This window comes from Rhodococcus sp. MS16 (assembly GCF_013277795.1).
Lineage (GTDB): Bacteria > Actinomycetota > Actinomycetes > Mycobacteriales > Mycobacteriaceae > Rhodococcus_F > Rhodococcus_F globerula.
On record NZ_VBTM01000013.1, the window covers coordinates 32,950 to 57,356 of the forward strand.

The 24,407-nt window shown below is 60.7% G+C and carries 20 protein-coding genes; 17 read left to right on the forward strand and 3 right to left on the reverse strand.

Translation table 11 applies throughout. From position 1 onward, the window contains the following. Positions 1-6 precede the first annotated feature (6 nt). From FEZ60_RS25040 to FEZ60_RS25110, 15 genes are all read left to right on the forward strand, one after another. Complete coding sequence (locus tag FEZ60_RS25040; RefSeq protein ID WP_172937318.1) at positions 7-627, forward strand: hypothetical protein; 621 nt, start codon at positions 7-9, stop codon at positions 625-627. Beyond that, positions 624-1,472, forward strand: coding sequence for a hypothetical protein (locus tag FEZ60_RS25045; RefSeq protein WP_172937319.1), 849 nt, complete (start codon positions 624-626; stop codon positions 1,470-1,472). Before FEZ60_RS25040 ends, FEZ60_RS25045 begins: the two co-directional genes overlap by 4 nt. After that, positions 1,463-2,941 carry a hypothetical protein gene (locus tag FEZ60_RS25050; protein WP_172937320.1) on the forward strand — a complete coding sequence of 493 codons (1,479 nt, stop codon included), beginning with the start codon at positions 1,463-1,465 and terminating at the stop codon, positions 2,939-2,941. The genes FEZ60_RS25045 and FEZ60_RS25050 overlap by 10 nt, the downstream gene beginning before the upstream one ends. Beyond that, entirely contained in the window at positions 2,938-4,422 is a 1,485-nt protein-coding gene (locus FEZ60_RS25055; RefSeq protein WP_172937321.1) for an SCO6880 family protein, read from the forward strand. Before FEZ60_RS25050 ends, FEZ60_RS25055 begins: the two co-directional genes overlap by 4 nt. A 10-nt stretch (positions 4,423-4,432) precedes the next feature. Continuing rightward, the gene (locus FEZ60_RS25060; protein ID WP_172937322.1) at positions 4,433-6,202 is read left to right on the forward strand and encodes an ATP-binding protein; all 1,770 of its coding nucleotides are present in this window, start codon (positions 4,433-4,435) and stop codon (positions 6,200-6,202) included. Further along, complete coding sequence (locus FEZ60_RS25065; RefSeq protein ID WP_172937323.1) at positions 6,202-6,501, forward strand: hypothetical protein; 300 nt, start codon at positions 6,202-6,204, stop codon at positions 6,499-6,501. Before FEZ60_RS25060 ends, FEZ60_RS25065 begins: the two co-directional genes overlap by 1 nt. Beyond that, a complete protein-coding gene (locus tag FEZ60_RS25070) occupies positions 6,501-8,147 on the forward strand; it encodes a M23 family metallopeptidase (protein ID WP_172937324.1) in 1,647 nt (548 codons plus the stop codon). Before FEZ60_RS25065 ends, FEZ60_RS25070 begins: the two co-directional genes overlap by 1 nt. 127 nt (positions 8,148-8,274) lie before the next feature. Then, the gene (locus tag FEZ60_RS25075; protein WP_242484819.1) at positions 8,275-8,850 is read left to right on the forward strand and encodes a hypothetical protein; all 576 of its coding nucleotides are present in this window, start codon (positions 8,275-8,277) and stop codon (positions 8,848-8,850) included. Between the two features lie 12 nt (positions 8,851-8,862). Beyond that, on the forward strand, positions 8,863-10,926 hold the full coding sequence (locus FEZ60_RS25080; RefSeq protein ID WP_242484820.1) for a TraM recognition domain-containing protein: 2,064 nt from the start codon (positions 8,863-8,865) through the stop codon (positions 10,924-10,926). Next, the gene (locus FEZ60_RS25085) at positions 10,926-11,546 is read left to right on the forward strand and encodes a DUF4913 domain-containing protein (protein ID WP_172937325.1); all 621 of its coding nucleotides are present in this window, start codon (positions 10,926-10,928) and stop codon (positions 11,544-11,546) included. The genes FEZ60_RS25080 and FEZ60_RS25085 overlap by 1 nt, the downstream gene beginning before the upstream one ends. Before the next feature lie 275 nt (positions 11,547-11,821). Then, positions 11,822-12,943, forward strand: coding sequence for a pentapeptide repeat-containing protein (locus FEZ60_RS25090; protein WP_172937326.1), 1,122 nt, complete (start codon positions 11,822-11,824; stop codon positions 12,941-12,943). An 86-nt stretch (positions 12,944-13,029) separates the two neighbouring features. Next, positions 13,030-14,409, forward strand: a complete 1,380-nt coding sequence (locus tag FEZ60_RS33180; RefSeq protein ID WP_172937327.1) for a Shedu anti-phage system protein SduA domain-containing protein — start codon at positions 13,030-13,032, stop codon at positions 14,407-14,409. Positions 14,410-14,685: 276 nt separating this feature from the next. Then, positions 14,686-15,018 (forward strand): DUF732 domain-containing protein, encoded by a 333-nt coding sequence (locus FEZ60_RS32975; RefSeq protein ID WP_172937328.1) that lies wholly within the window; start codon positions 14,686-14,688, stop codon positions 15,016-15,018. Positions 15,019-15,488: 470 nt separating this feature from the next. Continuing rightward, a complete protein-coding gene (locus FEZ60_RS25105; protein WP_172937329.1) occupies positions 15,489-15,683 on the forward strand; it encodes a hypothetical protein in 195 nt (64 codons plus the stop codon). Between the two features lie 109 nt (positions 15,684-15,792). Continuing rightward, complete coding sequence (locus tag FEZ60_RS25110) at positions 15,793-16,191, forward strand: hypothetical protein (protein WP_172937330.1); 399 nt, start codon at positions 15,793-15,795, stop codon at positions 16,189-16,191. Between the two features lie 81 nt (positions 16,192-16,272). On the opposite strand, the gene FEZ60_RS25115 is transcribed toward FEZ60_RS25110, so the two are convergent. Together FEZ60_RS25115 and mobF are read right to left on the reverse strand one after the other, a co-directional pair. Continuing rightward, positions 16,273-17,031 (reverse strand): hypothetical protein, encoded by a 759-nt coding sequence (locus tag FEZ60_RS25115; RefSeq protein WP_172937331.1) that lies wholly within the window; start codon positions 17,029-17,031, stop codon positions 16,273-16,275. A gap of 678 nt (positions 17,032-17,709) precedes the next feature. Beyond that, positions 17,710-21,969 (reverse strand): MobF family relaxase, encoded by a 4,260-nt coding sequence (mobF, locus tag FEZ60_RS25120; protein ID WP_242484823.1) that lies wholly within the window; start codon positions 21,967-21,969, stop codon positions 17,710-17,712. Positions 21,970-22,271: 302 nt separating this feature from the next. Here mobF and FEZ60_RS25125 point away from each other — a divergent pair, with 302 nt between their 5' ends. Both FEZ60_RS25125 and FEZ60_RS25130 read left to right on the forward strand, forming a co-directional pair. Beyond that, on the forward strand, positions 22,272-22,868 hold the full coding sequence (locus FEZ60_RS25125; protein ID WP_172937333.1) for a hypothetical protein: 597 nt from the start codon (positions 22,272-22,274) through the stop codon (positions 22,866-22,868). Between the two features lie 31 nt (positions 22,869-22,899). Beyond that, the gene (locus tag FEZ60_RS25130) at positions 22,900-23,466 is read left to right on the forward strand and encodes an HNH endonuclease (protein WP_172937334.1); all 567 of its coding nucleotides are present in this window, start codon (positions 22,900-22,902) and stop codon (positions 23,464-23,466) included. 6 nt (positions 23,467-23,472) lie between these two features. On the opposite strand, the gene FEZ60_RS25135 is transcribed toward FEZ60_RS25130, so the two are convergent. After that, positions 23,473-24,336, reverse strand: a complete 864-nt coding sequence (locus tag FEZ60_RS25135) for a Fic family protein (protein ID WP_172937335.1) — start codon at positions 24,334-24,336, stop codon at positions 23,473-23,475. Positions 24,337-24,407 lie beyond the last annotated feature (71 nt).

Genomic DNA, 24,407 nt, shown 5'->3' on the forward strand with positions numbered 1-24,407 from the left:
AAGAAAATGCGTGTACTCGCAAGCATGACGATCGCAGCGGCACTGCTGCTGACGGCGGGCTGTGGTGATTCCTCCGACGCTCCCGCCGGCGGCACCGCCGAAGTATCGCTGACCGCTGTTCCCGCCATCAGCGGCTGGTCCTCGATCAACGGCATCTCCGTTCCGCTCGGCAAGACCGACGGCCCGATGAGCGGAACGGGGGAACCGTTCAGCGGGTTCACCCACACCCCGCAAGGCGCAGCTCTCGCCGCGATCGGCCAGTCGGTGCAGCTTTCGACGGCTTCGGATCAGTCGTGGCCGAAGATGCTCGCGGGTGTTGCTGTGAGCGGGGAAGGCCGCGACGAGTTCGCGGTCAACCGAGCACTGATTTCGTCGAACGGTGACGTCGATCCTGCTGTCGCACCGTCGATCCTGGGCTATGTCATTACCAGTTACGACGACTCTGCTGCGGCGGTCGACGTTGTCCAACGCTTCCCAGACGACTCGATCGCCTCTACTCGTAGCGCCGTCGTCTGGACGGACACCGATTGGAAGCTGAACCTGCCTACCGCCCAAAGCGCGGTCCCGGCAACGGCATTGACCGACATTCCGGCAGGCATGGTCGATCTGGAAGGAACCCTCAAATGAGCGAGCAACAGGAAATAGATGCCCCGGTACCTTCCGGAGATTCGTCGGGGAAGGATCACTCGACCAGGCTGCTGATGGGTGGCTCGATCGTGGCCGTCATCGCCGTCATAGGTATCGCGGTCAGCTTGTTCATCGCATTTCGCGGCGGCGACGAACCACTCGTTCCGGCCGGTGATCAAGGCTCGCAAGCGATCACCGAAGTCCAGAACACGCAGTTCGAGCTGGACCCCTACTTCGACTCGGCCGGCCGTGTCGTCTACGTGCCGCTCGACGAGCGTGGTGTGGCGCTGCCGCAGTCCTCACCTGCGGCAAACCGTTCCGCAGCTACTGCGCCGTCCGGGATCATGCTCCAACGTGTCCACGGAAACATGATCGTTCCGTTCTCGACGTCGGACGGCCCGACCGGATTCTCCGACTCCGGTGTCGCTACCGGTTTTGCTCGTACGCCGCAGGGCGCGGGCCTCGCTGCCGTGCACTACTTTGGATATCTCGCTACCGGCAACAACCGGATCGAGATGCTCAAAGATGCAGGTCTGGTGGAAGATACCGAAGGTCTGCTGGCAGAGCAGATCAAATACAACGCGGCGGGCGTCGGGCGGGCAAACCCTGACAGTTCCCCGTACGGCGTTTTCGAGATGATCAAGGTCAACTACAACAACGACCTTGCCCGCGTCCACCTCGGCGCAACGATCCAGATGAAAGACGGCCGCACCGAGAACCGCGACGCGTGGACAGATCTCGTGTGGCGTGACGGAACGGGCTGGGTTCTCAAAATTGGGGATGCCAGCACCACCAGCATGAAAGTTGTCCCCGACTTCGCCGACGGGTGGACATCATGGTGGTGACCAACAGGACCGGCATTGGTGCGCGTCTCCTTCTCCTGTTCATTGCCGCGTTCGCGGCGATGACCTTGATCGCACCTCCAGCTACAGCGCAGGACGACTCCCCGTCAGGGTGGGAAACAGCTGGCAATGCCGTCACCTGTGCTCCACCACTGCTCGCCCTCAACTTGGCCACAGATGCCCTCGGGATAACTGACGACGCCAACAAATGCACCGAAGCCGTAGGAGCAGTCGCAACGGCCGCACAGGACGCGGCGAAGTCGGTCGCCACAGGCGCGTTCCAGTCTGTGGGCCTGGACTTCGGCGAAGCCGGTGTCGCGATCCTCAAGTTCGCGCTCGGCTGGTGGATCGATATCCCCAACCTCGACGAAAACACATTCCTCTCCACTCTCGGCCAAATCACCCAGTACACGTACTGGATTCAGATCGCGTTCCTGACCACGTCCCTGATGTTTCTGGGTATCAGGTTGGCTATGGCCCGCTCGGGCGCGATCCGTGACACCAGTACCGAAGGATTTCAGCAACTGGCACGGGCGACAGTCCTCGCGGGCTCACTCGGCTTCATCGTCGTTCTCGGAACCAGATTGTCCGACAGCATCTCGCGTTGGTTCATCGAGGGCACTGTCGGCTCTGACCCGGATGCATTGGTGGACGCGATGATTCAGGTTGCCGTCTACGGAGCTCCTGGCGGCACTGCTCTGCTGTTCTTGGTTGGGATAATCGGCGCGTTCGGCGGTTTGGTCCTGGCGTTCCTGCTCCTGATGCGGACGGGTCTGCTGGTGATCGTCTGTGCGGCGCTGCCGATGGCGGGTGCTGCTGGTGGAACCAAGATCGGCTCGCAGGCATACGAGAAGATGGTCGCCTGGACGCTCGCGTTCCTGCTGTTCAAGCCCGTCGGATCGTTCGTCATCGGCGTCGCCGCGATGCTGTTCATGCAGTCCGCACCGTCGCGGGATGAGAACGGCGGCGCACTGACGGCCATTGTCGGTGCTCTCTTGCTGTGCTCAGCGGCGTTGGTCCTTCCTGCGCTGATGCGTCTGATCGTCCCGGCCGTCGGCGCGGTCGGCGGCGGCGGTAGCGGCATGGCAGCGGCGGCAGGCGCAGCCGCAGTAGGAATGAAAGTCGGCGGCATGATCGCAACCGGTGGAGCCTCGGCCGGCGCAGGGGCGGCGGGCGGAGGCGCAGGTGCCGCAGGAGCTGCGGGCGGTGAAGGCGCTACCAGCGGCGCCATGACCACGCCCGCACCACCATCTTTCGGACGCGGCGGCAACGACGACGGCGGTAGCGGCGGTAACGGCGGCGTGGAAGGCAGCATCGACGGCACTCCCGCCAGCCAGAGCGGAACACCGCAAGGCGGCGAGGACGGCACACCCAGTGCGTCCGGAGCATCAGGCGGCTCGAACAACTCCGAGGCTTTCGCCGGCTCCGCGACAGGTGCACCAGAACCCAGCAACGGAGGTTTCCAAGGATGAGTACCAGCGATTACCGCACCTACGGCCAGTGGCGTAAACCCCGATCCACCGGCATGGGCGGCGCAACATTCGGCACCACCATGCTCGGCATCGGCGCAGTCATTTTTCTTGTGTTCATCGGTTTGGCATTCGGTTTCGTCGTCGCACTGTTCTGCGGCGTCATCACAGTCATTGCGTTCGTGCCGTTGGTCATCGAACGGGACGGTCGAAGCGGATACGAAAGGGCAATTCTCATGTTCCAGTTCCGTCGAGCGCTCAAGCGCGGAGAGCACACCTACAGCTCAGGCACCTTTTCCCGCATCCCGGGTGGCCGGTACCGGCTCCCTGGAGTTCTCGCCGACACCGAAGTTTACGAAGGCACCGACGCCAACAACCGGTCGTTCGGGATGATCCACATGGCGCAGAACAACGCCTACACAGTGGTGCTCGACGCCTTCCCCCAAGGCGGGGAGAACTTCGATCAGTCCACCATCAATCAGGCGGTCGGCAACTGGTCGCAAATGCTCACCGCGATGGGTGAGACATCGGACATTCTCGCGATCGCGGCAGTAGTGGAGACCCTTCCCGATACCGGGATCGAGTTGTACGAGACGGTCTCTCAGAATGTTCGCGCCGATGCGCCGAAACTTGCCCGTGATTCGATGTACCAGCTGGCCACCGGCTTGACGAAGGGTGGCGTTCGCTTGGGCGCGCGTATTTCGATCACCTTCGCGGCGCAGACCGCAGAGCGCAAGAAGGACCCGTCGGAGCAGGCTGTGGAAATCGCTCGACGTCTTCCCTCGATCACTGCTGCCGCTGCTCGCGCCGGTGTTCCGGCCACCCCGATGAGCGCCGACGAAATCATGGGACTCGTTCGCCGGTCCTACGATCCCTCCTCGTTGGTCAACATCGAGAAAGCGCTGTTCTCGGGCGAAGGCACCGGGATGGAATGGGCTGACTGCGGCCCTCGCGCTGCGATCACCGAGAAGGACCGACTCGTTCACGAAGGTGCGGTGTCAGTTACCTGGGAAATGCGGGAGGCACCGAAAGGTGCTGTCACCGAGCGTGTTCTCCAGCGTTTGATCGAGCCGAACGCGGCGCTGCCCATCAAGCGGGTCGCGATCATCTACCGTCCCCATGCCGCGGCCGAGGCAACCGACATCGTGGACCGGGACTACCGGGACGCTCTCGCCGGGTTGACTTCGCGTACCGGAATCGCCTCCGCGCAAGCCAAACTCGAAGTGCAGGCGACACTTCAGAGCACTACCGAACAAGCTCGTGGCCACGGCCTGACCCGGTTCGGCATTCTCATCACGGTCACCCAGCCTGCCGATAGTGCCGACGTTCCCCGCGTCGACGCCCTGGTGCGGGACTTGTCGACTCAGTGCCGACTTCAGGTGCGCCGTTCGTCGATGTGGCAGGACGCAGCTTTCGCGGCCTCCCTCGGCATCGGCGTCATCGCGCCTGAGCACACCACCATTCCCTCCTTCCTGAGCGCTTAGGAGCATCCCCGTGGCCAAGTCCGGTTCCAAGAAAACGAACACGATCAAGACTCTCTCCAATGAGGAACTGACCGCTCTCGAAGCCCGCGAAGCAGCAGCAACCGGCCAGATAAAAAAGGCGTGGCTGGGCGTACTGGTCAAGCGGCAGTACAGCCTTCGGGCAACGATCGCGCAGAACGAGCGGGCGCGCACCGATGACTCGGACCGCGATGTTCCCGATTTGGATTCACGCGGGTTCAGCGGTCCTGGTGGTGGCCGTATGTCCACCGTCATGCCTCCGGTGGAGTACCGCGGCACCACAATCCAGGTCGCCGGCCTCTACCCCTGGATCGTCGGCGCGAACTCGCCGATCCTGGGGACTCCGTTGGGTCGGCACCTCGCCACCGGTGCGGCAGTGTGCTTCGACCCGATCGCCGCATGGAAGGCGAAGGCGATCACCGCACCGTCCTGCTTCATCTGCGCGCTCAACGGATTCGGTAAGTCGACACTGCTGCGCCGCATGGCACTCGGCGACATTGCCGCCGGCACCCGCGTGATCTTCCCCGGCGACGTCAAACCGGACGGCCGCGTACTCGCCGAACAGGTAGACGGCCAGGTCAGTGAAGTCGGCTACGGCGTCGGTTGCCTCAATCCTCTTGATCCCGGTCCGATCGGTACGGCGTTGGAGCAGCTCACAGACCCGGTCGTTCGTCAGCAGACCGAGTTCGCGTTGCACGCCCGTCAACTCAACATGACGGCGGCACTGTGCGAGATCGTTCGCCGCAGTGAACTCAAGGATTTCGAGCAGACCCTGCTCGCGTCGGCTATTCGGTTGCTCTATACCTCCACAGCTGATGGAGGTTTGGGGTTCAGCGTCGAGCGCCCTGCGATCCTGACCGATCTGATCGCGCTGATCACGTCCAATCACGACGAGCTACTCGCGGACGCCGTCGCCGATGACCCCGCGGAGTACCGAGAGCAGATCAAACCGCTGCTACGGACCCTGCGGGCACTGATCAAGGGCCGCTTCGGTGAGTTGTTCAACGGCCAGTCCACGGTCCGTCTCGACGTCAACGCCCCGGCGATCTGCCTGGACATGTCCAGCGTCCCGCCCGGTGACGTCCTGATGCGAGCAGCCGTTCTGCTGTCGGGATGGAACGAAGCGTTCGCGACCATCGAGGCAGCGCATGTTCTCGCGGATGCGGGCCTGGGACCCAACCTTGCGTTCTCCGTCTATCTCGATGAGCTGTGGCAGGTTCTCCAGCTCGGCCCCATGCTCGTAGCGCGTATCGACGCAGTTCAGCGCCTCCAGCGAGCAATGGGCGTCGGAATGAACTTCGTGACCCACTCGATCGAGGAAATGGAGAAGGCCGGTGCGTTGGGCATGGTGGAGCGCTCCCGCGCCCGCATCATCGGCCCCATCCCGTCTGTGGAAGTCGCCCGTCTCGAGCAGGTTATCCAATTCTCGGAGACCGAGAAGGCGATGCTGACGAGCTGGTCGGATGCCGCTGATCTCAATTCGCCGATCGACCAGAAGACTGCACGGCGGCGTAAGGCTGCGGCGAAAGCCGGTATCGCAGAAGAAAACATGGAGAAGAAGCCGCTTGCCGCCGGTACCGGTCAGTTCTTGCTCAAGCTGGGTGAGGGCAAACGTCCCGGTACGCCGTTCAAGGTGTGGGTGACACCGGCCGAACACGCCTCGGGTATTCACGCCACCGACAACCGACTCAACGCTGCTGACGCAGACCGCAGCTCCAACGCTGCTGACGCAGAGGGTAACTCGTCGGAGGCTGCTGCGTGATGAGCACCAGGCGCCGATACCGCATCGTCGATGATGCCACTCGTGAGGATGCGATTGCCACAGTCCTCAAATTCATGGACGCCGGCGACTCGTTCACGGCTGCGTGCCGCGCCGTGTCCGCGCAGATCGACGTGTCGTTCTCGGCCGTGCGGACCTGGGTCAACGACTCCGGTCAGCGGGCGCAGCAGCCGACGTGGGAGGAAGTCGAGCGGTTGCGCCGGGAGTTGGCTGCGGCCACCGAGCTGTACCAGCGCGCGATTGCTCGCACCGGGCAGCAGTGCATCGGCGCGGTTGAGTAATGGACTCGAAGAACGGGCTGATCGTCGGGCTGGTCGCGCTGGTGGTCGGAGTCCCGATGTCGATTGTCATCTTGTTGACGATTTTGTTTCAGGATGAGGAAGACAAGGCAGCCACCAGCTGCCTGCCCGGATCGAGCGCAGTTGCGCCCGGTGCGGGGGATTTGATCGCCCCGCCCGGCTCGTTCATCAAGCCCGTCGACCCCTCGTCCGTCACGCTCACTTCCGGGTTCGGTGAACGGTGGGGAAGCCAGCATCAGGGCATCGACCTCGCCGGCCCGATCGGCACTCCGATCTACGCTGCCGCCGACGGCACGGTTTCCCGCGCCGGGGAAGCTTCCGGATTCGGGCAGTGGGTTGTTCTCGATCACGTCATCGACGGTCAGCTCTACTCGACCGTGTACGGCCACGTCGACACCTACGTCGTCGAAGCTGGCCAGCAGGTTCGTGCTGGTCAGCAGATCGCCACTATCGGCAACAAGGGTGAGTCGACTGGTCCTCATCTGCATTGGGAAACGTGGCCGGGTGGACGTTTCGGCGGGGCAGCTGTTGATCCGCAAGCCCAGTACGATGCTTCACCCGCACCGGGTGAGAGCAAGGACTCCCCGGCGCGCTCGGCTCCTGCGCCGGCCGCTCCGGGAACTCCTCCCGCCGCCGACCTTGCCCAGGCCCTTCCCGCTTCCGCGGGGTCCGAGCAGAACATGCAGGTCAACACCAAGAAACTGATCCGTGCCTTGCACCTGCAATTCGGGGATCGGTTGGACAGCCTCGGTGGGTGGCGCGCCGACGGCGGCGGCTTCACCGATCATCCGAGCGGCCAGGCCGTCGACGTCATGATCCCGGATTACAGCTCCGGAACGGGTGTTGCCCTCGGTGACGAAGTCCTGAATTACGTCATGGCGAATGCCGCGTTCTTCAATGTCGACTACGCGATTTGGCGTCAGACGTACTATCCCGTGGGCGGGACGCCGAACGTCATGGATGACCGTGGCAGCGACAACGAGAATCACTTCAACCACGTTCACGTCACCGTCAACGGTGGCGGCTTCGACGAAGGTTCGATGCAGTGGGGATCTCTCCCCGGGGGCAGCGGTCAGGCGACGAGTATGGCCAAGGGTTGCGACATTTCCGGAACCGGATTGGGCGACTCGCTCGCTGCCGGTTCTGTTCCTGCCGAGTTCGCAGAATGGCTCGAGCGCGCAGGGGCGATGTGCCCGCAGATCAAGCCGTCGCTGCTCGCGGCCCAGCTCGAAGCCGAAAACGGCTTCCAGTACGGGGCTAACGCCCCTGTCTCGAACACCGGTGCCGGTGGGCCTGCCCAGTTCATGCCAGGAACGTGGGCTACCTATGGCAAGGACTATGACGGCGACGGCCTGATCAACATCAACAGCATCGGCGATGCGGTGATGGCACAAGGCGACTACATGTGCACCATCGCAAAGACGATCGATGCTGCGATCGCCGACGGATCGGTGAAGGCCCCGAACGGGCCGACCGAGCTCTATCTGGCGGGATACAACGCCGGCGAAGGATCGGTTCTGCGAGAAGGTGGCTTCCCCACCAGCCACAACGACTACATCGTCCAGACCAGGCCGTACGCAGACAAGATCATCGCCAACGAAGCGAAGTTTCGTGCGATCAATGACTGACAACTATATATTTAGAGAGGTCTTCACATATGCTTCATTGATGCGGTCCATGCAATCCAGAAGCCCGAAGAACGAACGAACCGACCGACCGCTCATCGATCAGAAGTAGAGACAACAGGTGGATGCAATGACTAAGGAAGCGGGCGCCATGCGCTCTTCGAGCAAGTATTTCGTCGCGGGCCTACTGTCAGCGTCGTTCGTTCTCGCAGGGTGCGGCTCCTCCGGCGACAGTTCAGACGATCATGCGTCCACCGGGTCCGACGACCATACGGCGATCGACCCTGCCAATCCCGCTGAACTCGATGCCGCTGCCACGGCGACAACCGCAATGCAGGCGATCTTGTCGTGGCAACCAGCCGTTGATACCAGCAAATCCGACGCTCTCGTGAGAGCTCGGCCTTGGCTCGGCGGTGATCTGTTGACGACGGTCGACAGCAGCGGCAGTACGGAGTCCGGGGTGCGTCCGGACTCGGAATGGTTGGCGTGGAAAGCATCTGGCGATGCTCTGACCGCTTCATGTGCGCGCGCAGACAGTACACCGGCTGCCCCGACCGGAATGCGGACCGTCGTGATCGACGTGAGCTGCCGTCAAACAGTCCTTCACGCAACCGGATCGAGCACCAACCGCGCTGCCGAGACTTGGCGCACCACCGTTACCCGCACCGATGACGGGTGGCGCCTGACCGATTTCCGCTACCAGTAAGGAGAATTGACCATGTCACAGATGCGGCGTGATCGTCCCGGTATCAGTTCGGACAAAGACATGATGATCCTCAAGGGAATCGCCGTCGCGATCCCGGCATCGTTTCTACCTGTCATCGCCTACAACCTGGGCGGCGGTGAAGCAGCAGGGTGGAACCCGATCGGGCTGATTCTCTCCGTCGCTACGGGGAAGCGGAGCTGGCCCCTGGCCGCCACCGTCATTCTCCTGGTCATGATTCTCGCTCTAGTCGCCCTCGCACTCGGTGTGCTGTGGGCGCTCAAGAAGAATGGCTACTTCGAGAAAGTTCAAGAAAAAAGAGTTGAGCAACGGATCGACCAATTCGCCGAAAGCATGACCGATCCTCGCGACATCGAAGAAACCAATCCCCTCGAGCTTGCCAAGACCACAGCAAGGCTCGCTCCGGCAATCAGCCAATCCCACCCCGGTTACGGCGGCATTGTCATGGGCCACTCGGTCAAACGTAACCTCGAGGTCCGGATGCCTTGGGAATGGGTCTGCATCGCGATTGCCGGCGCTCGCATGGGTAAGTCTGCGGCACTGGCGATTCCAGCCATGTGCTACGCACCTGGCGCAGCGATCGGCACGTCTAACAAGAAGGATATTTACACCCACACGCTCTACCTGCGTAAGCAGATGGGCAGTGTGTGGCTCTTCGACCTTCAAGGCGTGACCACCGGCAACCCGCGTGAACGAGCGACCTTCTGGTTCAACCCTCTTCGCCCGGTCCATGACCTGCCGACCGCCAGAGTTGTATGCGACTACTTCATCTCGGCCGCGACCGACGAAAGCGCCAAAGTCGATGCCTACTTCGACGGTGCAGCCCGCGACCTCTTTGGTTCGTACGTTCTCGCAGCTGCCTTGGTCGGCGGCGATATGCGCCATGTCGTCGACTGGCTACGTGCGACCCAGTCACAGATTCCTGTGGAGATTCTTGCCGCGAACGGCTACCGCGACCTCGCGAACGCAATGCGCAGCAAGCAGAACGTCAATGCCAAACAGCGTGACGGCTTCTACGACATGGCCCGTCGATTCCTCGCACCGTTGGATGAACCCCGGTATGAGGAAGCGATCCTTCCGAACACCCGACTCAAAATTGGCATAAACGGTCACGGCGAAATCACGATCGATCCTGATCGCGTCGTCCACGAACTTCCCGAGTTCAACGCTGAGCATTTTGTACGAACCACCGACACCGTCTATGCCATGAGCATGGAAGGACCAGGATCCGCATCGGCGCTGACGACGGCATTGATCGGCGCGATCGGTGACGCCGCGCAGATGTACGGCGCCAGCCAAGCCAATGGAAGGATGCCGATCCCGCTCGTTGCGGTCCTCGACGAAGCCGCCAATATTTGCAAGCTTCAGCAGCTCCCGGCCTGGTACAGCCACTTCGGTAGCCGCGGGATCATCCTCATCACGATCTTGCAGTCACCCTCGCAGGCCAAAGGTGTCTGGGGCGAGACGAAGTTCGACGCAATGAAGGATGCCTGCAACATGGTTTGGTACGGCGGCAACGTCGATGACGACAACTACATCAACTCACTCTCCAATGCGATCGGTGATCATCATGTTCAGACCGAGTCGCGCAACAAGAGTGCCGGATTCTTCTCCAGTGGCCAGTCGAGCATCACGCAGTCGTGGCAGAAGGAAAAGATCCTCGAACCCGACAACTTGAAAGCTCTTCCTCGTACGCGGGCGATCATCACTCTGGCCGGTAGCAAGCCGTTGCTCGTACGCAAGAACTACTGGTCCTCGACACCGTTTGCCGCCGACATCAACCGCTCCATCGCTGAGTGCGACGCCGGCACCGATCGTGTCGAACAAAAGGCTCTGCCTGTCGGAATCTCAGATCGACCTCTACCTGTAGCAATCTCCGATGAGCCGATGCTCGACGACGGGTATGCGCCTGCGCCGCACCTGGCGGAACCTGATGACTTCGCAGACTCCGTTGTCATTGATGTTCCCATTCGCCGCATCGAAACTGCCTCTGCTGCTACGACTTCCCAGATCGACGACATATTCGGGTCTGAATTCTTCTCCGAAGGGACAAAGTGATGGTGAGCGTGGGAACCGAAGACGACTGGGCAACCAACGACGAAACCGGATACGAGAATCCGTACAACTACGACACCTACGCCGACGACCCAACCGTCGAGAGCGACAATTCAGATGCTGAGTATGCAGACGCAGCCGAGACAGAACCCGAATGGGAACCCGAACCCGAAACAGAACCCGAACCGGAGACAGAAGCGGAACCTGAGAACGAGACAGAACCCGAAGCCGAAGAGATCGAACCAATGTACGCGGACGTTTTCGGGTGGGTCGACGGGTTCTTTGCGCAGGTCATTCGCCGAAGGATCAACCCTGAGGCTGGCGAAGGTTTGGCCTGGGATCAACGGTGGTGGCTCTACCCAGAAGTTGTCGGCCGGCTCACCGCTCTGCACTACGCCTGGGAAGAAGCGCGGGCATCAGAGAAACTCTCGGCTATGTCCTCCTGGTGGATTCACCACCTCGAACCGCATATTCGGGTCATCTTCGACGGCCAGGACGGGCCAATGGCGTTGGCGAAGGACGACGGTTCGTGGTCTGGCTTCCCTCAAATGAAAGCTGAAGCAGTGCCGCCACTTCTACGTGACGCAATCCTGAGTTCAGGCAACGAGACCGACAGCGACTGAAACCCTCGTGAGGGTTCTATGCGTCTGTCGCACTGTCTGCGCCCGGGGCAGTAGATGATGACGATATGAAACGTGCGAGAAATGGCAGCGTGGCGCGTATTCGACCAGCCACTCTGCGCCTATGGGTAGTTTTGGGCACTGTAGCGACAACTGTTGTGGGCGCTGCAGTGCTTCTGACTTTCGCACGACTTCAAGCCAGTTTATGGGTGTGGCAAGACGGGTTCTACCTGACCGGCGATCAATGGTTCAACGCCGCCAGAACCACGGTCACACTCGTGGGCATCATCGGGTTGGGTGGCGCCGCGTTTCTCGCCTATCGCAAGCAAGTATCCACCGAGGCCACGCACTTGCTCGAGCAGAGCAGCGGTCTACGTGATCGGTACACCACCGTGGCTGAACAACTCGGACACGACTCCGCCGCAATCCGACTCGCCGGTGTTTACGCCCTCGCGTCCCTAGCCGACGATTGGCACGACTTCGGCAACGACGACGAACGACAAGTCTGTATCGATCTTCTCTGCGCGTATCTCCGCACCACCCGGTCACTACCGGGTGCGCCAACGCCAGAATTGACGCCCCCACCCAGGTTAAAACCAGCCCGTCGTTCCCTCGCCGGCCACGATCGACTACGCCCCGCGCCTCGTCGACCTTCTACTGACAACGATCGTGAAGAGCAACACGTACGAGCGGCGATCGTCAACTCGATTAGAGCAAGAACCAGAAGCAAAGATCAGTGGACAGGCTGTGCATTCGACCTATCTGGCGCGAACCTGTCTGGCGCGAACTTCACCGACGCGCACCTGAGCCACGCGAACCTAATCCACGCGAACCTGACCAACGCAAACCTGACTCGCACGAACCTGTTCCGCGCAAACTTGGGTCGAGCGCAATTGACCAGTGCAGACCTGACCGACGCAGACCTGACCGATGCGAATTTGAGCAGCGCGAACCTGACGAGGGCATTCCTTGTCGAAGCAAATCTGACCGATGCGAACCTGTTCGCCGCGAATTTGAGCAACGCGAATTTGACCGCCGCAAACCTGACCTGTGGAAGTCTGTTCGGAGCGAACCTGACCGACGCGAACCTAAACGACGCGAACCTGACGGACGCGAACCTGAGCAACGCGAAAATGTTCCGCGCGAAAATGCGTGACACTAACATGACCAACGCGAAACTGAGAAACGCAGATCTGACCAGTACATTCCTGGTTGGCGCGGATATGACCGAAGCAGACCTGACCTACTCAAACTTGACGCGAGCGTTCCTGACCGACGCGAACGTGGCCGGTGCGAACCTGACCCACACAGACTTGACTGGCGTTGGGATGAAGAAGATTACTTACAATCTGTCAACTCAGTGGCCCGATGATTTCACCCCGCCGCCGTCCTTCGCGTGAAGCCCCAATGATTTGGATTCTCGATTATTCCTAGCACTTAGAAGCGCCTCAGATTTCTGACAGCGAGTCAATGGGATACTGGCTTTGTGAGATTCGGAGCAGACCAGGACGGCAAGAGCAAACTTGATGAACGACATGTCGACGGTGACCTCGACGGATTCTTAGTTACGGTCCCAAAGCCTGGTAAAGATTCGAGCCCTAGCCGCGAGGTGCGGATACTTAACCTCACGCGGGAATCTCCAGAGAATTCGGTGCTGCGCATATTCCCGACCAACACGCTAGATGACACCGAAGACTTCCTGGGTCCGAAGTACGAGCAGATTCGCACATTGACGCTAGACGTGCCCGGGGAATTTGAAGATGCCGATCTGGGAGAAATTCTCGCCGAGATGTTGCCCCGCGGATTCGTCAAAGATTACGAATATGGCCTGGGGCTACTCAAGGACTGCAACCGACTCGTGCGCCTGATCGAAGAGCACACTGAGTGCGAGGAACTCTCGTTCACCGGTGGGGACACCATCGCAGTGGACGGAAAACGCATGTTGCTGGGGCTAGAGACATTTGATGCGATCTATATGGAGATCCAGCGGATCACCAGACGTGGCACCGACGGGGCTGCGCGGGTCAAAGATGCATTCGTTCACAACGCACTGGCTTCCGCTCTGGAGCTCGAGCCGATGGTGTACAGCCTCGGCCGCCACCCGGTGACAAAAATACTAACCAAGGCGGCGGATGGTGTCACGGAGCTGACCGAAGGCGAGCAGGACGAGCTGATCGAGACCTTCGCAGCGGAGTCCACTGCACTGGCGCGGACCCGGCCCGAGGCGTTTCTGAAACTCCATCGTGACGTCGAACTAGTAAACCTCGATCGTCTCATTGAAGCCTATGAGGAGTCTTTGGCCGGTAGTACGGTTGAGTTGGATTGGCAGATTTTTTTCGACAATAACGTCTTTGCGCTTCAGCAGGTATTTGGCACTCCGATGGTCAGTTTTCAGTCGACTGCGTCTGTCGGTGGTGTCGGGTTTTCGGGCAGCGGCGGCAAGATTGCCGACTTCCTCTATAAGAACCCGATGACCAACAATGCTGCGCTGGTAGAGCTCAAGCGACCGTCGACTCCGCTACTCGCCCCAAAGAAATATCGCGGGGGTGTCTTCCGCCCGTCCAATGACCTTGCTGGCGCAGTAACTCAGGTGATGGACCAGGCATATCAACTAATGACCAGCTTCGCGCAGCTGCGATTTTCTTCGAGGTCGGATCTGGAGGCATACGCGGTGCAGTGCTTCGTTATCGCCGGGCGCACCGCATCGTTGGATCACCCTGACAAGCAAAAATCCTTCGAGATGTATCGAGCGAACTCGCGAAGCGTGAAGATTGTTACTTACGACGAGATCCTGGAACAGCTCAAGTTTTTGCGGAACTTCCTTTCTGGCGAAACCGAAGAAGACAGCGATGACCTGTCAAGTTAGTCAACTCCAAGGGCTATCGCAGCGACGAAAGCCCCAACGAATCCAATGATGACATCACGGGTCTCAGGCCGGTCGCGACTGCGCGAAAGCGTCGAGGTCAAGGCGACGGCACAACCGATTAGCGTGCATAGCGCAATTCTTGTCACGGGCATCATGCGCACACTGAAACAGAGTCTGGCAAAAAATCTCAACTGGGGGTGTGCATAACTTTTACGCGTGCCACTACCCCCTAACGGTATTACCTACCGACCGGCCGGATCGAGCACACTGTCATCCGTGAATCACACAAAAACCGTTCTCGCAGCACTCGCAATCGGTGCAGCCCTCACTGCCTGTTCGACGAGTGCTACCTCGTCTAGCGACGACGCCACATATCTTGAATCCCTCAAAGGTGAAGATATCGCGATGTCAGACGACAAGCTGGTCGACCTCGGCCGCGAAGTCTGTGACGCAATCGAAGGCGGGAAGAACCTGATCTCTCTCGCTATGGAACTCCAAAGCGAGAACGACGCGCTCAGTCCGAGACAAGCGGGCTCAGTCGTTGGCGCAGCCACGGCTACATACTGTGTCGACTTCGTGCGCGACAAACTCATCGACAACCCTAAGTAGGTTGCCGCCAACTGAATAGAACAACCTGAAACGGGACTGCACAGCCCACCCGCAGCCCTACGGTGTCTTTCGCGCTTGGGGAAACCAATACCTTCATCACTGTCGGACCTTCCTCCTACACTGACCTCTGCGATCAGAAACGGGTCGCCACATCTGCCCTGACGGAGAGGATTTCCTCCCCGTCCTGGTCCGAGAGCCTTCTCGGACCAGTGGCAACGTGGCGACCCGTTCTTCGGTCTTCCCTGACTAGACGTCGCGTTCCCATTCTTGCTCCTGCGCTCGGAGCTCTTGCTTCTCGGGGGTCGGGACCGAGAGCACTTCGGCTACGACATCGACCAAGCACGAGAGACGGCAGTAGAGCTGCCATTCGAGGAGGAACTATGACCGAGAAGCTGACCCTGAAAGAACAACTGGCACGCCAGCGGGAGCAGAACGAATGAAAGGTGCCCAAGAAGGCATCAGAGGCCTTCGTGAGCAATAAAGACATCATGGGCACCATCGGCCTGTACCTACCGAAGACAACGATCGTGAAACTCAAGCAGTTGGCGCTCGCCGAAGGTACGTCCGTGTCTGCGATCGTCGAGGAGCTGATCGCTCCGCGCCTGCTCAATGGTCCTCGTGAGCCCGAGCCGAAGAAGCCGAACCGTCGTCTGAACATCGACTAGTCGAGGATTCGAGGACTCTAGGCCTCTAGGATTCGAGCATTCGAGGACTCGAGGACTCGAGTAGGATCCATTCAAAAAAGACCCCCCCAGTACAAGTCAAGGCGGAGCTGTGAAGACTGATCAGAAGCGAGGCGTAATCGGCCTCGGGTTCACGGCGATCTTTGCCGTAGGCCTTTGCACGGTTCTCGCATCCAGGGAGGATCCGCCTCCTCCGCCGGACGAAGACGCTTACGTAGACGCGCTCTTCACCTCCAAGTGGGACGTACTCCTTCCCAAGCGCCCGTTCATCGACGAGGGCTACGAGGCCTGCGAACTGCTGCGCTCGGGCCGCACGGAAGAAGAGGCGGCACTTATCATGTCGAACCGGGACATTAACGCGTCGAATCAGTCGAGCATCCGCGCTGAGAAGCAGGGGTACATCGTGACCCCAGTGGAACCGGAGGCCGTGCGGGAAAAGTACCGGCAGCAGACCGTGGCCGCGCATGCATACCTCTGCGCTGACGCCTGACCTATAGATAAACCCCCAGGCTGGGTTTGGTCGCCATCAGCCTGAGGGTCCGCACTAACACCTTTGTGAACGGATCTGACGCTACTGCTCCCCGACCCCCTTCTCCAGCTCGGCGACCCCCTTCTCCAGCTCGGCGGCAAGTTCTTCTTCGCTCTCGAAGAATGCAGAGTTCTCGTCCGGAGTCTGCTCGACGTTCAGCATTTCCTTGACCGAACGCGGGTGGCTCGACATTGCTGCCTTCATCGCCGGCGCCAAGCTTGCGGCGATACTCGCCAGCTCTTCGTTGAGTTGGGCCACGTTCACTGGCGACAGATTCGGTGCAACGTCGTCGTCTCCGACAACAGGACCAACCGCCTGGGCGAGTCCTCGGCCTGCTGCGCTGAGTACATCGGCTACACCCCGACCCGATCGGCTAGCGGAATCGGTGTCGGCCGCCGTTTCGATTTCTTCGGGCACTGCCCCGAGCTGGGCTTCGGACAGGTCAGCGAGTTGCTCATACGTTGGCAGCCCTTGCGCCGCGACGTATCCAAGTGAAACTGCTGCTGCCGCGTTGAAGACATTTTTGTCTTCCCGTGCTTCCTGTTCGGTCCGCGTTTTTTCCTCGGCGTCGATCTCGGCCTGCGGTGTTCCGTTTTTTTCGTGTTCGATTCCTGCCCGGTGACGTTCTTCGTCCCGGATTGCTTGTAAGCGAACTGCGTTGTCTTCGACCAGCTGGCTGAGCTTGCTCGCGTTCTCCGAGTCAGGCCCTTCCAGATGTCTGGCGGTGGCTGCCGCAGCCAGGACCTGAATCCGGGTCTGGTTGATCGGGGATCCCTTGAATGCCCCAAAGACCGATCCCATCGGCCGCGCCTCGGGAACCGTTTCACCGGCCTTACGCCGTCCTTGGATTTCGACCAGGAAAGCCTCTATTCGCTGCACCTCATCCGCGGCGGCCTGTCGACGCGCACCGGCATCCGCTGCATCGACTGATCTACCCCCCTCGGTCCCCGCGGTGGGAGTCCTGTCCCAGCTATTGATCGGCTCCGGACGGTTCGTCTTAGGGGGAATAGGTCGATGCTGCGGTGTTGTCGACTGGCCAGAATTGGCGGTTTCACCCAAGGCTTTGCCTACGACCCGGTCCAGTACTCGTGCCCCCCGGCTCTGGAGTTCAGCGGAATCTCGTGGCTCTCGTCCGAACACCTTGACGTCGTCGAGAGCTTGTACGAAACCTCGGCGGCTGCGAGACGGGGGCCTTAGCCCTGCCGTGTCAGGTTGGGCTCGATCCATCTTCCCGCCCGTCGACCGATGCTCCTCCTCGTATTCACGCGTTCCCCAATCGCGGCCATAGTCGGCCGTCGGCTCGTCGCCATAGTCGGGCGGCGGTTCGGAAGGCGGCTGATAGTCATCGTCCCAGCTGCTCGGGTCGGGTGTCGTCGACTGCTCATTACTCGGGCGATCAGACCAATGGGCTTCGCTCATTCTCTTCTCCTCGTTCCCCCCTCGCCGTTGGTCGCGAGGATCGTTGGTTAGGTGCCGGTCCTACACTTCTGGTCCGCGATCGGTTTCTTGCCCGTGGACGGCGGGATCAATCGTCGCGCCGGTTTCTGGGCCGTCAGTCCGTCGGATGCGCGGCGCGGGTTCCGTGCTGCCTGTACGGCCGCGTTGTTCGGCTTCGAGCAGTGCGAGCCGTTCTTTGTCACTGCGGAGTGATTTCTCCAGGTGCTCAATCTGGGTGGTGAGTCTGCCTGTCACCTGGTTGTCTCGATCGGCTGCGCGGTCTCGACGACTCTGCTGCGCACGATTGTGGGCGACGGATCGTTCGATCGCGCCCCACCGAACCTCGGCGGGTGCTGCGGCCTCGGCCGCGTTCTTCGCCGTACGAGCGTCGTCGACTTGTTGCGGTGTGGCGTTCGGGTCACGCTGAATCTGCTCGAACTGTGTCCGAGCTGTCTTCGCTGCCTGGATCTTGCGCTCGTCGGCGGCTACTTGGGTGGCCGCGGCGTCGACGTCGCTGAGGTTCGATTCGCCGGTGGCGCGGGCAAGCTCGTACTTCGCCATGCCGAGCATCTGCCGGGTGTCGGAGATGCGGCGCTTCGCGCCCGCCACCGCGGCACGCAAATCGTCGCTACCGAGCGTTGCGTACACACTCTTCGCTTCCGGTGCGGTCGTGATCTGCTCGATCATTGTCTTCACCGCTTCAGCCCGCGTTTCGCTCAGGAAGCGGACGGGACTGTTCACCGTGTCCGGCGCATCGACGAGAATCCGGGAGATCGCGACCTCGCGGGCAGTGGTCTCGAACAGTGCTTGCTTGCGCGGATCCGTTCCGGGCTGCCCGAGCGCCGTCACCCACGGAGCACCGTCAGCGATTGCGCTCTCGGTGTAGGTGTCGACGAATGCGTGCATCTGACGGGCGTGTTGGTGCGCGTAGGCGGTGAGGATTGTGTCCTGCGCGGCTGCGGCATCGGACAGGTTCGGCACCCGGTACCGGGCCATGACGTCGTTTCGGCGGCGCGGCAGGACTGCCGGTTCTGTCGCGGCTTTGAGTGCTGTGGCCATGACCTTGCCGGGTGCGTTGTCTTCGAGGTTGAGGTTGCCGGCCTTACCTTCGGCGCGCATGACAGTGATCGCGTCGGTGAGGAGTTGGCGGGTGTCCCAACCGAAGGTTTCCGCTTGCGCCACGACCTCGACAATTTGGTCCCAGCCGCCGAACGTGTGTACCCAGGTGAACTGCTTGTCCGTAAGAATCTCGTTGAGCAAGCTGGCGGTGTACTCCTCGTAGAGTGCGCCGACGGCTGCAAGGTAGGACTCTTTGAGGGCGTCGAACGAACCGGCGCGGGCCTGCTCGTCTTCGATCATCTGGTGGACGGTGCGTTGCGATCCGTCGCGGGCCATGATCCCTTCGAGGACCCCGCGGGCGCCGGGGTGATCGTCGGGAAGGTGCTCGAAATCCCAGTCGGGAAGTTCGTCGTTCGCGGCGTAGGCGATGTTGGCGTTCTTGCCGCGGGTCATCGCGACGTAGAACCCTTGACGGTTCATTCCGGAATCGGTGAGGACGTGGCACGAGCCGACAGTCATGCCCTGGCTTCGGTGCACCGTCGCGGCGTATCCGAGTTGGACGTTGTCCGCGATGTAGTCGGCTGCCACGACGACGCGACCGCCGCTGGTGCGGTTCTCGATGCGCAGTGATCCGTCGACACCGACCTCGACGACGTTCCACAGATCACCGTTCTTGACGCGGCCTGTCGTCTGGCCGTCGATGTCCTTGGCCATGTACTTGCTGTTGTTCTTGCGGGTGACAACGATGTCGCCGACGGCGGCTTCGAGTCCGTCGGAGAGAACGACGCCGCGACCGGAAACCGTGCCGTTGTCGCGGTAGTAGGCCGCGGCCTTGACGTTGAGTTCGCGCACCAGATCGTTCGTCGGGGCGACCATCAATGCTTCCTGGTCATTCTCGATGTCGGTGACGTAGGCGGCGAAAACCACGTCGGGCAGTTCGTGCTTCATCCCCGCGACAATGCGGTTCTTCTGTTCGTACCAGTCGAGTGCCGATACCTCACCTTGGCGCATCAGCAAGCTTGCGGCAGCTTCGCCTTCGGTCTTGAAACGGTGCACCTTCGACAGGAACGGTGCGTCGGTGCGCTCGGCCAGATCGCGCAGGACGCCACCGGACTCCACGGATGCCAACTGCTGATGATCGCCCAACAAACGAACGACGGCTCCGGCGCCGGTGGCGATGCGGGTCAGGTCCGCGAGGTCGCGGGCCGATGCCATTCCGGCTTCGTCTACCAGTAGTAGATCGCCGGCGTCGATGCCGGTGGGGATGCCGTGTCGATCGCGGGTGAGCACGTCCGCGATGGTGCGGCCCTCCACCGAAATTTCTTCACCGAGCACCTCTGCCGCTCGTGCCGATGGTCCGAGTGCGACGACCTTGCCGTGGACCTGTTCCCAGGCCCGAGCGATCACTGTTGCGGCGGTGGTCTTGCCGGCCCCGGCTGCGCCGACGGCGACTGCAACGTCTTTGCGGGCGGTGAGGAAATGCTCGATCATGGCGACCTGGTCGTCGCCCAACTGGAAGTCATCGAGCTTCTTCTCTTTCCGGACGGCCTTCTCGATCTTCTTGATCTGGCGTCGGATGATCCGGGCGTCGACGGTCAAGTCGTTGTCGGTTTCGGCTTTTGCGCGCATCAATGCTTCGGCGGCCTTCACCGTCTCGGACGTGTAGCGCATAGTGGTGCGCTCGACGGTATGCAGGCGAACCAGCCCGCCTTCGATCTGCTCCGACAACTGCTCGGGTGCTTTGTAGATTTCGGTGCTGATCGGGATGCAATGGTTTGCGACCAATTCTTCGACTGCCGCGTCGACGTACCCGCTCACCGAGTCGTCATCGAGGAAACTGAACGCTCGCAGGTGCCGCTGCACTTCGGCGCGCAACGTGTAAACCGTCCACGATCCGACTTTGCGGGAGAGGTCGCTCTCGACTGCGCTGACCAGTTCTGCCAGATCGTCCGCACCGAACACCGGCCGGTTGTCGGCCCCGGTTCGAGCGAGCTCCACCATCTCGGCCGGGTCGGTATCGACGACGATCGACCGGGCGCGTTCGTCCCATTCGGCACGAAGTTCGTCCATCGAGCGGGGCGGGTTTTTTGCGTTGCGCGTGTCCAACGTAGCTTGCTGCGCCTGTGCGTACTGGACCTTCTTCGGCGGGTTCTTGCCATGTCGGCTGCTGTACTCGAGCGCCAATTCTTCCTGGCGGTCGACGATCGCCTGACGGCGGGAAAACTCTTCGATGAGCGAGAGCGGGATGCCTTCGACTTCGTAGACCGGCTGCTTGCCCAGTGGAGTGTCGGCTCGCGGCGCAAAGCTCACTCCGAGGCCCCGTGCGACAAGGTCGATGATGCGTGTGTTGTATCGCTCGGACGCGGACACGGCGGCGCGGTAGAAGACCCGGCCGTCGATCGTCGTCCACTTCTCTTCTGCGTACACGCGGTTGAGGACGGCGCAGTGAGTGTGCAGATTCGGATCGCCGGCGCGGTTGTCCCAGTGATCGAAGCGGGCTACCAGCAGCCCTTCTGCCTTGACCTGGCGCACTCCGGCTTCGCCGCGCCGGGTGTAGGTGAGGTCGCCCTCGATGTGCCCCAATGTCTCGTCGACGGCCTGGCGGTGCGCCGCTTCGATCGCTGCTTTGACGCGAGGATCGCCCAACGCCCAGAGCAGGGAAATGGACTTCATCGGCGTGAACACCAGGTCGTATCCGGCGACAGGCTGGCGCACTTTCCGATAAGTATCGGCAATGAATGTCATTACCTCCGCCTCGGAAAGCAGCTCCGACCGTGCACCTCTTTCTCGCAGCAGATGTTCCCGAGCGACCTCGAACTTGATCTCGTTCTTGGCCTCAGTTTTCGGATACTCACCGTTCGCACTCTTGTAGGCGATGCAGCGGTCCTCGACGTCTCCGATGTACTCCATCGGCTCGAAGCGAGCGAAAGCACGCCCTAACGCAGTGCGCGCAGACCAGTCCAGATGATCGGAAACGGGAGCATTATTCGCCGGCTTCGTATCCACGGCGTCAGGAGTTCGGGCCTGACCGAACGTCGATCGCATGGCCGACTCGGTGACCTCGTCTCCGACGGCGACACCAACCATCTCGGCGGCCTTCCCCCACCACTGTCCAGGCGGGGTTCCCTTCTTCACGTAGTAGCTCGTGGCGTCCGCTTTCAGCGATTCCGTCGCATCGCCCTTTGCTACGTGCTTCGTCAGATACACGTAACCATCCCCAGCCTGAAGCTTGTGGATGGTCATCATTTGGATCATTCTGCCATGCCGAACGTCCCGTTCGCACTTTAGTGCAAGAGGTGTGTACAGATTTTGCCCTTGACCGGAGGTCAAGGGCGTTTGGGAGTCCGTAGGACTCTGCTGTTTCCAAGTCCGTAGGACTTGATTTCTGTCGCCGATGGCGAGTGTTAGGCATCTGGTGGTGATGAGTGGCCGAGACGTCAGCGATTTTTCACACTTCGCTCCGAAAACGGTCGGGCCTCTTCTCTGATTTTCGATGCGCCTCTCAATGCCCACCGCACCGGCCGTGAGCCGATAGACTCCGGAGCATGGTCACCTCATCAGAAAAGTCCGCGTCCCTCGCCCGCCGACTGCACACCCTCGCCAACGTCGACCAGAACATCAAGGCGGCACGCCAACAAGCGATCGCTCACCAGAACATGATCGAAAAATTGTCGGAGCCACTGAACGCGGTTTCTGCGAAGCTGGGGAAACTTGAACAGTCTCAAGCTTCGGTAGCTGTGGCCGGCGAGCGGAAGATCGAATCTCTTACTACGGGGCTGGAGAAGAAGATCGAGAAGCTGAAGGCAGACACCACGGCAAAGATCGAGCAGACCAAGGCTGAGACGAAGGCAAAGATCGAAGCGCTCCAGAACGACCAGAGCTCCTCCGAAAATGCTCTGATGCTCGAGTACGCGGAAGCGATCGTGCGATTCTCGTTCGAGGGCTCCAATTCTGACCTTGGGACCGTGCTGGGTGTCGGATTGAAGGAAGCAAAGAATCTGATCGAGTCCTCAAAGTCCGAACTTGAGAAGGCCGGAATTTCGGTTACGCCTCATCTCGAAGCGCCTGCGGACACGACGGCCGTCGATGAGAAAAGTTCGCCGTCCACGTCCAACTCTGGCGCTGACGGTAGGTCGTCCTGATCGGCGGCACAGTGGTGTCGGAGACTGATCGGTGACCGAGGACTCCGAGGCGGGATTGTGGCCGGAGGATCCTTCCTCCGGCCACAACACCGTCGAAGACCAACCTGCTTCGGCACGAAAGCATCGGTTCGTCGACGCAACGTTGACGCCGACTGCGACACACATTGCGCTGTTCTGGTCGAAGGTAGTGAAGACCCCGACATGCTGGTTTTGGACCGGAGCCATCAGTGCTCCTGATGGTTACGGTCGCTTTAATTACCAACGCAACAACCGGCAACGTACCGTCCTCGCTCATCGGTTCTCGGTTGAAATGGTGCATGGGATTCTGGACGATGGTGTGGTCTGTGAACACAAATGCAACGAGCCTCTATGTGTGCGCGTTGGGTCGGAACATCTGGTGAAGTCGACCTATTCGGAGAACGTGCGTTTTGCAATTGCGCTCGGCCGTCTATCGGGCCACCGGCTGCTCGACGGTAGTGGCCGGCCCCGCTACGACCGCTCTGTTGCCATCCGCAATGCGCTTCGGTTTGGATACGACGAGAAGGCATTGTTTCGCGCAAAGACCGATCCAGGCAAAGGCCAGGACACGCTCTTTTGAGAGTTCTTACCGTTCGTAGCCCGAGTCGAGAGACCGAAAATTTTTGGGTTGTGTCGGAAGACTAGCGGCATTGTCGGATTCCGATTCACCCGTGAGCAAACGACCCACCGATCGCGGATGACCCGACGAAACCGCACGCAACGCGCTCAAGTCATAGGCGTGATCCATACCCACCGGCGTTGGATCGGTGGTCGGTGTCGCGACCACGGCAGCATCGAGTGCTTCGCGCAGCAAGGTCAATTCGCCGGTTTGCATGTATTCGAATCGGCCCCACACGAACTTGTCGCGGAGGTTCCCGATCCCCGGATTGTCGCGCGTGACTTCCACGTCGACGGGCCGGAACCGGTCGGTATCGAGTGTGTAGCCGGCATCTGCGCTGAGCTGTCGAAAGAAGGCGGTTTGCGCCCGTGTGTTTCCTTCACGAAACACATGGACCATATTTGTCCGTGCCCAACACGTCGTCAGTTCATCGACAAATGTGTCCCGGTCAAGTCCACGAAGGAAGTTCTTTGCGGCCAGTCGATCGAGAACCACCTTGCCGTAGTGAGCGATTTCGTTGGCAGGTAGATAGCGGTGTTGTATCTCCGGTGGGTTCGGATTTCCCCGATGGTAGGCCCGAATATCCGGCCCCATCTTCCCCATCGGCCAGTCACGGGGAGCGTTCCTGAGCTTGCCGGCCCACGGGTAAATTTGTCTGAAAAGCAGATGATGAATTTTTTGCAGGTGCGGCAGGTCGTAGTTTCCGGGGACCGGGTTCGCCATGATCTCCGAGAAGTTCTTGTACGTCACCCACCCCTCCACATCGTCCAGGGTTCCTGCGTCGGTGATGCCGAAAGGCTGCTCAGGTGAGACGTCGATGCGATTTTTCATCACTGCTCCGGTCAAGTCAGGGAATCCTGTGTGGTCCCACCGAACGGTCGATGGGATGAAGTAGTTGACCC

Bases quoted from the DNA above. Each gene is read 5' to 3' on its own strand.
- FEZ60_RS25065 (WP_172937323.1), top strand. From the start codon at position 6,202: ATGAGCACCAGGCGCCGATACCGCATCGTCGATGATGCCACTCGTGAG.
- FEZ60_RS25040 (WP_172937318.1), top strand. From the start codon at position 7: ATGCGTGTACTCGCAAGCATGACGATCGCAGCGGCACTGCTGCTGACG.
- FEZ60_RS25080 (WP_242484820.1), top strand. From the start codon at position 8,863: ATGTCACAGATGCGGCGTGATCGTCCCGGTATCAGTTCGGACAAAGAC.
- FEZ60_RS25125 (WP_172937333.1), top strand. From the start codon at position 22,272: ATGGTCACCTCATCAGAAAAGTCCGCGTCCCTCGCCCGCCGACTGCAC.
- FEZ60_RS25045 (WP_172937319.1), top strand. From the start codon at position 624: ATGAGCGAGCAACAGGAAATAGATGCCCCGGTACCTTCCGGAGATTCG.
- FEZ60_RS25050 (WP_172937320.1), top strand. From the start codon at position 1,463: ATGGTGGTGACCAACAGGACCGGCATTGGTGCGCGTCTCCTTCTCCTG.
- FEZ60_RS25085 (WP_172937325.1), top strand. From the start codon at position 10,926: ATGGTGAGCGTGGGAACCGAAGACGACTGGGCAACCAACGACGAAACC.
- FEZ60_RS25135 (WP_172937335.1), bottom strand. From the start codon at position 24,336: ATGAAAAATCGCATCGACGTCTCACCTGAGCAGCCTTTCGGCATCACC.
- FEZ60_RS25070 (WP_172937324.1), top strand. From the start codon at position 6,501: ATGGACTCGAAGAACGGGCTGATCGTCGGGCTGGTCGCGCTGGTGGTC.
- FEZ60_RS25055 (WP_172937321.1), top strand. From the start codon at position 2,938: ATGAGTACCAGCGATTACCGCACCTACGGCCAGTGGCGTAAACCCCGA.
- FEZ60_RS25075 (WP_242484819.1), top strand. From the start codon at position 8,275: ATGACTAAGGAAGCGGGCGCCATGCGCTCTTCGAGCAAGTATTTCGTC.
- FEZ60_RS25115 (WP_172937331.1), bottom strand. From the start codon at position 17,031: ATGGGATCGGTCTTTGGGGCATTCAAGGGATCCCCGATCAACCAGACC.
- mobF (WP_242484823.1), bottom strand. From the start codon at position 21,969: ATGACCATCCACAAGCTTCAGGCTGGGGATGGTTACGTGTATCTGACG.